12 protein-coding genes are annotated in these 12,952 nt (G+C 68.8%); 4 read left to right on the forward strand and 8 right to left on the reverse strand.

Features of this window, described 5'->3' with window-relative positions; translation table 11 throughout:
- The first annotated feature begins 165 nt into the window (after window positions 1-165).
- Window positions 166-1,374: a hypothetical protein gene (locus ACQEXA_RS61210; RefSeq protein WP_433135292.1), complete on the forward strand. Its 1,209-nt coding sequence runs from the start codon at window positions 166-168 to the stop codon at window positions 1,372-1,374.
- Between the two features lie 16 nt (window positions 1,375-1,390).
- Here the strand turns inward: ACQEXA_RS61210 and ACQEXA_RS61215 are convergent, their stop codons facing one another.
- The 4 genes from ACQEXA_RS61215 to ACQEXA_RS61230 form a co-directional block, all read right to left on the reverse strand.
- The gene (locus ACQEXA_RS61215) at window positions 1,391-2,032 is read right to left on the reverse strand and encodes a zinc-binding dehydrogenase (RefSeq protein WP_433135293.1); all 642 of its coding nucleotides are present in this window, start codon (window positions 2,030-2,032) and stop codon (window positions 1,391-1,393) included.
- Window positions 2,020-2,436 carry a hypothetical protein gene (locus tag ACQEXA_RS61220; RefSeq protein WP_433135294.1) on the reverse strand — a complete coding sequence of 139 codons (417 nt, stop codon included), beginning with the start codon at window positions 2,434-2,436 and terminating at the stop codon, window positions 2,020-2,022. Before ACQEXA_RS61220 ends, ACQEXA_RS61215 begins: the two co-directional genes overlap by 13 nt.
- 49 nt (window positions 2,437-2,485) lie before the next feature.
- Window positions 2,486-3,037 carry a hypothetical protein gene (locus ACQEXA_RS61225; RefSeq protein ID WP_433135295.1) on the reverse strand — a complete coding sequence of 184 codons (552 nt, stop codon included), beginning with the start codon at window positions 3,035-3,037 and terminating at the stop codon, window positions 2,486-2,488.
- A 64-nt stretch (window positions 3,038-3,101) separates the two neighbouring features.
- Window positions 3,102-3,686, reverse strand: coding sequence for a carboxymuconolactone decarboxylase family protein (locus tag ACQEXA_RS61230; RefSeq protein WP_433135296.1), 585 nt, complete (start codon window positions 3,684-3,686; stop codon window positions 3,102-3,104).
- Between the two features lie 486 nt (window positions 3,687-4,172).
- On the opposite strand from ACQEXA_RS61230, the gene ACQEXA_RS61235 reads away from it, so the two are divergent.
- Window positions 4,173-4,406, forward strand: a complete 234-nt coding sequence (locus ACQEXA_RS61235) for an SDR family oxidoreductase (RefSeq protein ID WP_433135297.1) — start codon at window positions 4,173-4,175, stop codon at window positions 4,404-4,406.
- 92 nt (window positions 4,407-4,498) lie between these two features.
- Entirely contained in the window at window positions 4,499-5,866 is a 1,368-nt protein-coding gene (locus ACQEXA_RS61240; RefSeq protein ID WP_433135298.1) for an FAD-dependent oxidoreductase, read from the forward strand.
- A gap of 133 nt (window positions 5,867-5,999) precedes the next feature.
- On the opposite strand, the gene ACQEXA_RS61245 is transcribed toward ACQEXA_RS61240, so the two are convergent.
- From ACQEXA_RS61245 to ACQEXA_RS61260, 4 genes are all read right to left on the reverse strand, one after another.
- Window positions 6,000-6,962 carry an electron transfer flavoprotein subunit alpha/FixB family protein gene (locus ACQEXA_RS61245; RefSeq protein WP_433135299.1) on the reverse strand — a complete coding sequence of 321 codons (963 nt, stop codon included), beginning with the start codon at window positions 6,960-6,962 and terminating at the stop codon, window positions 6,000-6,002.
- Window positions 6,963-7,018: 56 nt separating this feature from the next.
- Window positions 7,019-7,804, reverse strand: a complete 786-nt coding sequence (locus ACQEXA_RS61250; RefSeq protein ID WP_433135300.1) for an electron transfer flavoprotein subunit beta/FixA family protein — start codon at window positions 7,802-7,804, stop codon at window positions 7,019-7,021.
- A gap of 1,084 nt (window positions 7,805-8,888) precedes the next feature.
- Window positions 8,889-10,109: an RNA-guided endonuclease InsQ/TnpB family protein gene (locus ACQEXA_RS61255; protein WP_433135302.1), complete on the reverse strand. Its 1,221-nt coding sequence runs from the start codon at window positions 10,107-10,109 to the stop codon at window positions 8,889-8,891.
- A 204-nt stretch (window positions 10,110-10,313) separates the two neighbouring features.
- Window positions 10,314-10,997 (reverse strand): TetR/AcrR family transcriptional regulator, encoded by a 684-nt coding sequence (locus ACQEXA_RS61260; RefSeq protein WP_433135304.1) that lies wholly within the window; start codon window positions 10,995-10,997, stop codon window positions 10,314-10,316.
- 107 nt (window positions 10,998-11,104) lie between these two features.
- Between ACQEXA_RS61260 and ACQEXA_RS61265 the strand changes: the two genes are divergently transcribed.
- Window positions 11,105-12,691 (forward strand): acyl-CoA mutase large subunit family protein, encoded by a 1,587-nt coding sequence (locus ACQEXA_RS61265; protein ID WP_432942026.1) that lies wholly within the window; start codon window positions 11,105-11,107, stop codon window positions 12,689-12,691.
- Window positions 12,692-12,952 lie beyond the last annotated feature (261 nt).

The following is a 12,952-nucleotide window of genomic DNA, read 5'->3' on the forward strand; positions in this document are numbered from 1 at the left end:
GTCATCCGCTTTGGTCGGAGCCGGCAGTCCGAGATCGCGATCGCCGCCAATCGCCGCTCTCGCGACGTACCGTTCGCGAGCGGCCGCCGGCGCGAGGTCCTGGACTTCCTGGAGCTCGTCGAGCGCGACGCCAATGGTCTGGCCCGAGAGGTGCGCCGCGCGATCGTGGACGACAACTACGACAACCACACCCCGGAGCAGATCCGCGTGCTGGGTGAGTTCGTCGTGGCGTCGATGGGTCTCGGGGACGAACAGCGCGAGTTCACCCCGGAGGGGCTGACACTGCTGTCCGAGCTGGAGCCGTCGATCACCGTCGACACCGCCACGCCGTTCGGCGCTCTGGTGGACTCGCTCGGCCTCCTGGTCCGGTCAGCTCAGGGCAACGCCGGATTCGACTCCCCCGCCACCGCGCTGCTGGCACTGTTCGGCAGCGCCAGCGTCGGGGCGCTCTACACCGACGAGCGGGGCGACGTCGGCCGCAACCTCCGAGGCGCGGCGCGCGAGGTGTGGGGCGAGGACTGGGTCGAGCGGCTGCTGGACGCGGTGTTCCACGTGGGGGAGCTGCGACCGTCGCCGCTGACGCGCTTCACGGCGTCGCTGACCTATCTCGACAACAACCGCTTCCTGCGCCGAGCACAGGCGGCCGGGGTGAGCATCGCCTATTCGCGAGGACCGGGCCCACTGCTGCCACAGCATTTCTACGGCGCCCCGATCCTGCGCGACATGATGCGCGACGCCGCGCGCCCGCCGGAGCCGTGGGCATTCACCCCCGAGTCCGGCGCCGACGCCTGGCCGGTCCAACTGGAGAGTGGCGCCAACCCGTTCCGTGTCCTCAACTACGAATACGGCCTGCTGGACCCGGAGATCCACGGCATCCGCCGGTACTGTTTCTCGGCCCCCGACGCCCGGCGGGATCTGCGCGCCTACGCCGCCTCGCTGTCCGGGCGCGACCGGCACCGGTACGTCGAGTACTCCGTCGAGGTGCTGACCCGCACCCTGCTGCAACAGAACATCGAGTTGAGCGCGATCGACTCCGAGCCCGACTTCGATTGGTGGAAGGACCACATCATCCGCTCCTCCCAGCCGGAGGTGCTGCTGGGTCTTCGTGACGAACGGGCTCGCAAGGTGGCGCACGCTCTGCTGGTCTCCACCAGCCTGCTGCCCAGAGTGGTCGAGGCCGCGCAGACTGACGGCTCGCTGCGCGACCGGCTGCGGATCTACATCAAGAATCTGGAGTTCGACGTCATCGACGCCCGTTACCGCGACGACGCCCGACGCGGCGTGAGCCGCGTCCTGAAGACCGGCGGCGTGGCCTTGGACACGACCGAAGCCCGGACGATGGCGGAGCGGGAGATCCACTCGATGCTGGACTGACCGGCGCCTGAGGTACTCAGAGAGTGGGATCCGCCCCCACCTGCACCAGGCGCTTGCCCAGGTGCTCGCCGGCCAACATTCCGAGAAACGCGGCCGAGGCCCGGTCCAGCCCGGTCACGACCTCCTCGTGATGCACCAGCTCGCCGGCGCGGAGGCCGGCCGACACCTCGGCTTCGAACTGTGGCCGCAGGTGGGCGAACTCGTGGAAGACGAAGCCGCGGATCGTGATGCTCCGCGTCACGAGGTGCGACAGGAGTGCGGACATGTCGCCGCCGGTACTCCGGCCGGTGGCGCTGTAGGTCGACGCCACCCCGCAGACCGGGACCCGTGCGTGGCGGTTCAACCGCGGCCACACCTCGTCCCAGACCTTTCCGCCGACGTTCTCGAAATAGACGTCGATGCCGTCTGGGGTGGCCGCGGCGAGTTGCTCGGCGAAGTCGGGCGCTCGATGGTCGACGGCGGCGTCGAAGCCGACGTCGCGCAGCCAGGCGACCTTCCCCGGCCCACCCGCGATGCCGACCGCCCGGGCGCCCCGCCGCCTCGCGATCTGCCCGACCAGGGACCCGACGACGCCGGTCGCCGCAGCGACCACGCCGGTCCCCCCCGGCTGGGGTTCACCGATCTCGACGAGGCCGGTCCAGCCTGTCAGGCCGGGCATCCCCAGGATGCCAGGGCGGTCGAGACCGGGGCCTGCGCGGGGTCGAGCCGGCGCAGCGCTGTGGCGGGCTGTACGGCGTACTCCTGCCAGCCGGAATTCCCGGCCACCAGGTCGCCCGGGCCGAACCCATCGGCTGCTGAGAGCACCACCTCGCCGACCGTCCCGCCCTCCATCACCCCGCCCAGCGGCACCATCGGCGTCGAGGAGGAGTGCGTGGCCGATGAGCCCATCCGGCCCCGCAGGTATGGGTCCAGAGACAAGTAGACGGTCCGGACCAGCACCTCGCCGTCGGCCGGGGTGGGCACAGGGCTGGCGCTCATCGCAAAGTCGGAAAGGCGTGGCGCCCCCTCCGGGCGGGCGACCAGGGTGACGCGCTGCTGGGTGCTCGGGATGGTCCGGTCCACGGTGCCCCGCCTCTCTCGGTGTCCGGGGCGGCGGACCGTGACCCGGGTGTCAGTCGGTGGTGCGCCCGGCCGCCGCGTCGTCGCCACGCAGGCCGGCGGTGATCGGCTGGCCCAGCAACTCGTCGAGCTGGGCGCGGGCCAGCTCCAGCCGGCGGGCGTACTCGTCACGCTCGGCCTGGAGCCGGTCCTCGTCCACCGAGGAGACGGCGACCTGGGCCTCCCGCGCTGCCGCAGTCGCCCCGAGCAGCTCGCGGACCAGGGCCTGGGCAAGCAACTTGTAATCGATCTCGATTGGCGGCTGGCCGGGGACAGCGACGGTGGCCGTCGCGCCGGCCGGCTCCGCCGGGGCGAGCGCACCGGCGGAGGGCGTGGGCGGCACGCCCAACCCCTCGATCTTGTACGTCCGCTTGCCGCGAATCTCCCGCGCGATCTCGCCCTCACGGTCCATCGTTGCGATGAGCTGGATGAACGCGACCGGGCTACCGGAATAGCCGACGGCGTCCTTCAGCACCCCCGTGGCGTATCCGGACGGGTCCACGACAGGGCCCGACGTGGCCAGGAACTGGCGGATACGCAAACGTGCGGTGCGGTCCCGAACCATCTCGTCCTCCAGTGACACATCGCCTGATTGCAGCACGATAGCACGTAGAGAGGAGGACGGCTTGTCACGACTTCCGGGCGAGTACCTCCAGTCCGACGTCGAGCGTTCTCAGCCCGGTCACCGAGGCCAGCTGGAGAACCTCGAGGACGGCCTCCGGGGTGACGCCGATCGCCAGCGCCTCCCGAAGGTGCTTGCGAAGCCCGTCGACGTAGTGCTGAGGGCTGACCGCGTCGATCGCGATCGACAGCAGATGCTTCACCTGTGGGTCGAGCACGTCCTCGCGCTCCCACGGCAGGTCGATGAACCGCACCCGGGCCTCGAAGTACCCCGGGTCCATCCGCAGGATGCCGGCGTAAATCGGGTTGAGCGCACGCGGCCGGGGACCGGTGGTCTCCAGTCGCTGCTGAAGCTCACGGTGGCGAGGGGTCTCCTCGGGCAGGGCGAGCCCGGCCCGCTCCATCTCCTCCAGCAGGACGGGAAGGCCGACGGAGACCGTGTGCAGACCGATCGAGCAGGCGATCTCGAAGGTGCACAAGACTTCCGCAGCGGTGGCGCCGTCGGCGAGCGCGGCATCCACGGCCGCCTCTATCCGGGGTTCGTCGGCCTCCGGGATCACCGACTCGACCGCGAGCACCACCAGGGCCCGCACCGCCGGCGCCAGGACGGTAGGTCCGTTTGCCTCGGATCTCCCGGACCAGTTCGCCGTCACGCTCCATGGCCGCGAGGAGCTGAATGAAGGCTACGGGGGAGCCCTCATAGCCGACCGCTTCCTTGAGCACCTCGGTGGCCAGGCCGTGCCCGTCCTCGAGCGGACCGTGCTGCACGAGGTACTGCTTGATGCGGGCTCGAGCCGTACGATCGCGCGCCATCCCAATGAGCCTTCCCGGGCCGTCTGTAGTCGTGCCAACATGGTAACCGAACACGATTAGAGGAGCATCCATGGAAGCCGGCGAGGAAGAGCGTCAGGGGCTTGTGCACGGCCTGCGGTGGGGACTGAAGAAGTCCTTCGTGGACTACGTCCGCCGGATGCCCGACGGCAAGGGGTCGGTCGGTGACGGCGCGGTGCCCGTCGGGGCCGGGGACCTCTTCTACGAGCACGACGCCGAAAGGAGCGGCGCCGGGGTGTGGGCATTCCGTGGTCGACACCCCGATGATCCACAACGAGTTCATGTACCGGCGGGCCCGGCCCGACCTGGACAACCCCGGCCGTGACGACTTGGCCGCCGCCTCGCTGTCGCGGATGGCGCTACCCGTGCCGTGGGTCGATCCGGTGGAGATCTCGCACGCGGTGGTCTTCCTCGCCTCGGAGGAGTCCCGGTACGTCACCGGCCTGGCGATGACCGTGGACGCCGGGATCAGCATCGCTTGACGCCCTGTCGCCAGTAATGCTCACTTGTTATGCTCGCGATGTTGTCTTTATCTAATAGCGGGAGCGTCCGATGACCACTAGCCAGGGACCCCTTGCGCGTCCTGGTGATCGGCGGCAGCATCGCCGGCACCCTGGCCGCCGCCGCGGTGGCACCACACTTCGCCGAGGTGCTGCTTCTCGACCGGGACGAACTGCCTGATGAACCTGTGTTCCGCAAGGGCGTACCGCAGGGCGCCCACTTCCACGCCCTGCTGGCGGCCGGGCGGCAGGCGATGGACGAACTCCTGCCCGGCTTTTCCGAGCACGCCTTCGCGATGGGCGCGGCCCGGCTGGACTCCGCCAAGGACGTGATGCGGCTGGACCGCGTCGGCTGGTCCCCGCGCTTCACGTCCACCCTCGAGTTCCTCATGGCCAGCCGGCCGTTGATCGAAAAGGCACTGCGGGACAAGGCGGACGCGCTGCCTGGAGTTCGCTACGAGTCCGGCGTCGAGGTCACCGGCCTGATGGCGCAGGGCGGACGAGTCACCGGGGTCCGCACCAAGGACGGCCGTGAAATCCGCGCTGATCTGGTCATCGACGCCAGTGGTCGCTTCTCGCAGGCGGTGCAATGGCTGGAAGAGCTGGGTTACCCGGCTCCGACCAAGGAGATCGTCAACGCCCACTGGGGCTACTCGTCGACCTTCCTGCGTGTGCCCGAGAACTGGTCACCCGGCTTCCAGGCCCTGGCCGTCACGCCCTTCGGGGAGGGCGCACTGAGCGCCGCCTCGGCCTCCCGCGCGATGGCGATGTGGGTGGTGGAGGGCGAACGCCGCTGGATCCTCACGGTGCAGGGATCGGCCGGTGACCACCCGCCGCGCAAGGAGGCGGCGCTCCGCGAGTTCATCTCCTCGATCGGGATCCCCGAACTCGACAAGGCCCTGGCCGACGTGGAGTTTCCCGAACCCATCTCGATGTGGCGCGACACCCGCAGCCGGCTTTGGGACTTCGCCGGACAGCCCAACCGCCCCGAGGGCTTCCTGGCCGTGGGGGACGCCTGGATGGGCTTCAACCCGGTCTACGGCCAGGGCATGACCGCCGCCGCGCTCGAAGCCCGAGACCTTCGCGACGAGTTGAACGCCCACCTGGGCGCGACCGCCGGCGACCTGACCGGGCTGCCGGAGCGCTTCTACGCGAAGGCCGACACCCTGATCAAATACTGCTGGAACAGCTCGAACACGCTCGACCACCGGATCCCGGGCGTCGAATACACCGTGGACGGCGAAGCGCGCCAGGTCGACCCGAGTTCATCGGACTTCTCCGACCGCCTCGCCGCGTACATGGCACAAGACCAGGAGCGCTACGTCCGATACCGGGAGACCACCCAGCTTCTGCGCAGTCCCCAGTGGCTGAGCAGCGACGAGGTCGTCTCCGCCGTCAAGGCGAACTGGGACGAGCTCGGTCAGGCCGTCGTCCCTCGCTGACCCTCTGACCGCAGACTCCACCGCCGGCGACCTGACCGGTGCGCATCCGCATGCTCTCGGCTGTCCACTTGACCCAATCCCCGCCAGTCTTGCCGGCCAGGCCGCCAAAGCCCCGGCCGAGGCGGCCGCACGCTCAGCCCTTGCGGGCCCTGATCTCCTCGGTCAGCTGCGGGACAACCTCGAAGAGGTCACCCACCACGCCGTAGTCGACCAGGTCGAAGATCGGCGCCTCGGAGTCCTTGTTGATCGCGACGATCGTCTTCGAGGTCTGCATACCGGCACGGTGCTGGATCGCACCGGAGATACCGGAGGCGATGTACAACTGCGGGGACACGCTCTTACCGGTCTGGCCCACCTGGTTGGTGTGCGGGTACCAACCCGCGTCCACCGCGGCACGCGAGGCGCCGACGGCCGCGCCGAGGGAGTCGGCGAGCGCCTCGATGACCGCGAAATTCTCCGCGCCATTGACACCGCGGCCACCGGAGACCACGATCGCGGCCTCGGTCAGCTCCGGACGGCCCGTCGACTCACGCGGCGTACGGGCGGTGACCTTGGTACCGGTGGCCTTCTCGGAGAAGGACACGGTCAACGCCTCCACCGCACCGGCGGCCGGAGCGGCCTGAACCGCGGCCGAGTTCGGCTTGACGGTGATGACCGGGGCACCCTTGCTGACACGGGAGGTGGTGGTGAAGGAGGCGGCGAACACCGACTGGGTGGCCACCGGACCCTCCTCGCCGACCTCCAGGTCGACGGCGTCGGTGATGATGCCCGAGCCGATACGCAGGGCCAGACGGGCCGCGATCTCCTTGCCCTCCGCGGAGGACGGCACCAGGACCGCGGCCGGCAAGACGGCCTCGTAGGCGGCCTGCAGCGCGTCCACCTTCGGCACGACCAGGTAGTCGGCGTACTCCGGGGCGTCGTTCGTGAGGACCCGCGCGGCACCGTGCTCGGCGAGCGCGGCGGCGGTGCTCTCCGCGCCCGCACCCAGGGCGACGGCGACCGGCTCACCGATACGGCGGGCCAGCGTGAGCAGCTCCAGGGTGGGCTTGCGGACCACGCCGTCCACGTGGTCGACGTAGACGAGAACTTCAGCCATGGGAATGGATCTCCTAGCGGATTGCGACGTCTGAGGGGCGGTCAGGCTGGGAAGCCTTAGATGAACTTCTGGCTCGCGAGGAACTCAGCGAGCTGCTTGCCGCCCTCGCCCTCGTCCTTGACGATGGTGCCCGCGGTACGCGCCGGGCGCTCGGCCGCGGCCTCGACCTTCGTCCAGGCACCCTCGAGACCGACCTGACCGGCCTCGATCTCCAGGTCCGAGAGGTCCCAGGACTGAACCGGCTTCTTCTTGGCCGCCATGATGCCCTTGAAGGAGGGGTAACGCGCCTCACCCGACTGGTCGGTGACCGAGACGACGGCCGGCAGCTGCGCCTCGAGCTGCTCGGAGGCCGTGTCGCCGTCGCGGCGGCCCTTCACAGTGCCGTCCTCCACGGACACCTCGGACAGCAGCGTGACCTGCGGCACGCCCAGACGCTCGGCCAGCAGCGCCGGGACCACACCGGCGGTGCCGTCGGTGGACGCCATGCCCGAGATCACCAGGTCGTACCCGGCCTTCTCGATCGCCTTGGCCAGCACCAGCGAGGTGCCGATGATGTCCGTGCCGTGCAGATCGTCGTCCTCGACGTGGATCGCCTTGTCGGCACCCATCGACAGCGCCTTGCGCAGCGCGTCCTTGGCGTCCTCCGGACCCACCGTCAGCACGGTCACCTCGGCATCGTCCGCATCCTCGGCGATCTGGAGGGCCTGCTCGACCGCGTATTCGTCGAGCTCGGAGAGCAGACCGTCCACGTCGTCCCGGTCGACGGTCAGGTCATCGGCGAAGTGCCGGTCGCCAGTGGCGTCGGGCACGTACTTCACAGTGACAACGATCCTCAAACTCACTGCGCGCCCCTTTGCAGTGTTCGGTATGCGGGTCCCGTCGACGCGATTCAGCGCTCATACGGGCAGCTTCGGTACTCGGTACCTCATTATGCACACTGAGTCTCATTCATGCGGTCGTGCCGTCGATCACACGGCAGGCCGCCAGCTCGCCGAAGGACGGTGACCAGCAAGGGTGCCCGGAAGGACAGCAGACACAGCATTGGCGTCGAGCAACTCCTCGGCGATGCGCTGGATCGTCGGTACGGCTGCGGCAACGCACTTGGCGTTGAGGAAACGGGTCACCAGGCGGCTCAGTCCGGGGCGGCTGGGGGGGCCGTTGTTGGCGAGCGCGGGCGAGAACCCGCAGCACGGCAACCGGCAGAGGGGTGACGGCGCAGGGCGTTGTCCGGATGGAACAGGGCCGGGTCGAGGAGTACCCGGCGCCCGTCGCCGTAACAACTGACCAGCCAAAGCCCGGTGGCGGCGTCATGGTGCACCGAAGCGTCTCTGATTGGCTTAGCAAACCTGAGCGTTGCTCAGCCTTGGGAGCCAATCGCCTTCGTGCCCTGGTACTGAACGACAGAAGCCGCCGGCCCGCGTGGCACGTCCCTCCGGACGCTGGTCGACCGGGCCGCAAGACCCGACCGAGGAGGGTGCGGGCGTCGCCTGGGCGCCGGGCGTGCGCGCAGCACTCTGCCACAGGTTCACTACGCTTCGCTCATCCAACTGGTGAGCCTTGGACCTAAGGACGTTCAGCCAGGAGTGTGGGTCGCGGATGGAGCCGTTGCCGAACAGATCGAGCAGACCGAGCGGATCACGGGTGCCGAGTGCCAGGGGGCGGAGCGCCGGGCTCCTGGCAGTTCCACTGTCGGGTGCGAAGGCATCCAGTGCCCGGAAGGTCACGGCCGGACGCTGACACGCGACGGCGCAGCCCCCGCCTCTGTGTGCGCGGCATCACTCGATCACTCGCCTGAGTGGTAGCCACACTGCATCAACTGCCCCCTCCGCTCTGGTCGGTCGGCCGCGCTCGATGTGGAAGTTGAAGGCTCCCCTCCCTGAAGGGAGGGGATTCTCCACCCTCCAGGGCTGCGTGGGGATTCACGGCTCAGGCCGCCTCTTGGTCCAGCGGACCAGGAGGTCTTACGCCCTCGGCACCGTCCGGGTTCCAACCTGCCCGGACCAGCATCACACGGGCGGAGTTCTTGTCCCTGGGCGAGACGGCTCCGCACACGGTGCAGGCATAGGTTCTCATCGAGAGAGGTAGTGCGTGCTTGGTTCTCGCTCCGCACTGCGCGCAGTCCATCGTGGTGTGCGCCGGGTGCACCAGACGGACGTCCCGCGCGTGCTTGCGCCCCATCTCGACCAGAGCGCGTTTGGTGGCGGCGATGGCGGCATCGGCCGCCTTGCGGGCCATCGCGGTTTTCGCGAGGAACTTCGGGCGGAAGTCCTCCACCGCCACCCCGTCATGATCACGCATCACGGACTTGGCCCACTTCCGGCCGGTGTCCTCCCGCTGCCGCGCGACCTTCTTGTGCAGCTTCGCGGCCTGTGCCTGCGCCTTCCGGTAACCCTTGGATGCGGGCCGGCCCTTCGGACGCCGGCGCCGGACCATCATCCGCTGGTACTTCGCGAGCCGCTGAGCGGCCCGCTTGCCGTGCTCGGCATGCGGGAGATCGTAGGCGTCATCCGTGGTGGTGGCCGTCTCCTTCACACCCCAGTCCACCCCGAGCACCCGCCCCCTGGGAGCAAGCGGTTCGCTCCGCGCGGGGGCAACGAAGGACACATACCAGTGCCCGAGCGTGTCCTGGTACACGCGCACACTCGACGGGTCGGCCGGAAGAGCCCGCGACCACACCACGCTCAGCACGATCTGGCCCGCAAGGTGCAGACGACCGTCCTTCAGGCGGAAACCGCGCCGGGTGTAGTTCAGGCTCGGGCGGCTGTCCCGCTTGCGCTTGAAGCGGGGCATCCCGGCCCGGCGGTGCTGCGCAAGCCGGTCCTTGATGTCCTTCAGCGCCTTCGCCCGCGACTTGGCGAAGTCCCGAATCACCTGCTGCTGCGGCACCGAGGCACCCTCGGCCAGCCACGGCGTCAACCCGCGGGCCTCGGTCAGCATCCTGTCCAACTGCGCCGGACCACACGTCAGCTTCTCGCCGGACTCCTTGCTCTGCTGGTGGACCTGCTTGGACTTGGCCACGCATTCATTCCAGAGCCACCGGCAGCGCTCCCACTCCGCTTCAAGTGCGCGCCGCGCGGTAGCCGACAGGCGCACACGGAAGGAGTACCGGGCATGCCCGGTACTCCTTCCGTGTGCGCCTGTCGTCATGCATCCGAACCTACCCGGGAGGACTGACAGTTGAGACCCCTTGATCGCCACGGGCTCGCTCACCTCGTCGCGGGTGGACGGTCCTTCGCCCTGGAGGCGAAACCCCTATTCCCCGTCCTGCTCCGCAGGAGACCGATTCCTCCCCGGCCTGAAGGCCGGGGCATCCTCGGAGAAACCCGGTGAACGATCAAGCGACACGGATTCTCACTGCCCGGTGCCACCCTCGACGAGGCGTCGCAGTGAGGGGAGCAAGGCGTCGATGTCCTGCCCGGTCCTGAACGCGACGATGGTGGTGCCGCCGCCGGGCTTTGGCGGGGAACCGGGTGTCGGAAAGAGGGCAAGCACCTCGCGCATTGCCTCGTCGAGCTCGTCGACTGGATCGGAGGACTCGCTCCGCAGCCATCGGCGCAGCACGTGGTTGTGGGCGGCGACCACCGCTGCGGCCATGAGTTCGGCCCGCAGCGACGCCGCCTCCGTGGGGTCTCCCATCCAGTCCGCGATGAACTCTCGGAACAGCCGCTGATAGCGGGCCACACTGGCAATCTCCCGATCCCGCAGGGCCGCCACCTTGCTGGTGAGCGCGTATCGCCGCCTCGCGAGATCGCCCTCCTCGAGGTAGTGCAGCAGCACCAGCCGCACCGCGTCCGACACGGCGACCAGAGCGGTGCTGTGGCTCGAGGTCGCCAGCCGGTCTCTGATCAGCTCAAGCAGGCGGTCGTGGTCGGGAAAGATGACGTCTTCCTTCGAGCGGTAGTGCCGGAAGAACGTCGTACGCCCGAGCCCTGCCCGCTCGGCGATGTCATCGACGGTCGTCTGCTCGTATCCGCGCTCGTCGAAGAGGGCGAACGCGGCGTCTGCGAGTCGGATCCGTGCAGGTGGCTTGCTCATGACCGCTCATCCTTCCCCGTCTCACTGCGCAGACGCTACTTGCCCCCACTCGATGGTACTGAGTACCGTCTCGGAGAGATTGAGTGCCGATGAAGAGGTGATGCGGCGTGGGTTCCGTTGCACGGAGTGAGTCCGGCCTGCCGATCCAGCCGGTCTACGACGGCTGGGCGCTGACGGGCTTCGATGCGGACGCCGAGCTGGGCGCCCCGGGGCAGTTCCCGTTCACCCGCGGTGTGTATCCGTCGATGTACACCGGCCGGCCCTGGACGATGCGGCAGTACGCCGGCTTCGGCACGGCGAAGGAGTCCAACGAGCGCTACCACGAACTGGTCAACGCCGGAACGGGCGGGCTGAGTGTGGCCTTCGACCTGCCTACGCAGATGGGCTACGACTCCGACGAGCCCATCGCCCGGGGCGAGGTCGGCAAGGTCGGTGTGGCGATCGACTCGATCGAGGACATGCGGACCCTGTTCCAGGGCCTGCCACTGGACAAGGTGTCGACGTCAATGACGATCAACGCTCCCGCCTCGACGCTGCTCCTGCTCTACCAGCTCGTCGCGGCCGAGCAGGGCGTCGCCGGCGACCAGCTGACCGGCACGATCCAGAACGACGTGCTCAAGGAGTACATCGCCCGCGGCACCTACATCTTCCCGCCCCAACAGTCCCTGCGGCTGATCAGCGACATCTTCGCCTACTGCCACAAGGAACTGCCGCGCTGGAACACCATCTCCATCTCCGGCTACCACATGGCCGAGGCCGGGGCGACGCCCGCTCAGGAGATCGCATTCACCCTCGCCAACGCCAAGGAGTATGTGCGCACCGCGATCGCCGCGGGCCTCGACGTCGACGACTTCGCACCTCGCCTGTCCTTCTTCTTCGTCGCGCGGACGACACTCCTGGAGGAGATCGCCAAGTTCCGTGCCGCCCGCCGCATCTGGGCCCGCATCATGCGCGACGAGTTCAACGCCAAGAACCCCAAGTCGCAGATGCTGCGCTTCCACACCCAGACCGCCGGCGTGCAGCTGACCGCGCAGCAGCCCGAGGTCAACCTCGTCCGGGTCGCCCTGCAAGGCCTGGGCGCGGTCCTCGGCGGGACCCAGTCCCTGCACACCAACTCCTACGACGAGGCCATCGCCCTGCCCACCCAGAAGGCAGCCCGGCTCGCCTTGCGCACCCAGCAGGTCATCGCCTACGAGACCGACGTGACCACGACCGTGGACCCCTTCGCCGGCTCCTATGTCATGGAGTCCATGACGAACGACGTTGAGGCGGCGGCGCTGCAGTTGATCGAGGCCGTGGAGGACCGTGGTGGCGCGGTAGAGGCGATCGAGCAGGGCTTTCAGAAGTCCGAGATCGAACGCTCCGCCTACCGCATCGCGCTGGAGATCGACCACCAGGACAGGACGGTGGTCGGGGTCAACAGGTTCGTCCTCGACGAGGAGGAGCCCTACGAGCCGCTGCGCGTGGATCCACAGATCGAGGTCGACCAATGCGAACGTCTGGCCGCGCTGCGCAAGGAACGCTCCCAGCACGCGGTCCAGCAGGCTCTGGATGCCTTGCGTGTTGCGGCCCGGGGCACGGACAACGTCCTGCCCGCGATGCGTGAGGCCCTGCGGCTGCGCGCGACGGTCGGCGAGGTTTCCCACGCCCTGCGCGACGTGTGGGGTGTGTACGTCCCCGTCGACACGTTCTGACCCACGAGATCGGCCGCTCTCCCCGGGAGCTGTCGCCCATCGACTCTGGAGACCTTCCATGGCCATTGCCTACGACCTGCCACGTCGGCCCCGGCTACCGGCCGGTGCGTTCCTGCCCAGGATGTTGCGACGCGACGATGTCCCGGTTCCCCCCGGCGCGGGACTGACTGCCTCAGTTCACCGGTCGGCCGCCGTGATGCACCGTTCACCGACGCTGATGGCTGGATGGTTCGAAGCGCTCGCGCCTGTGGCCTGCGCAGG

This window comes from Streptomyces sp. CA-106110 (assembly GCF_050936285.1).
Classification (GTDB): domain Bacteria; phylum Actinomycetota; class Actinomycetes; order Streptomycetales; family Streptomycetaceae; genus Streptomyces.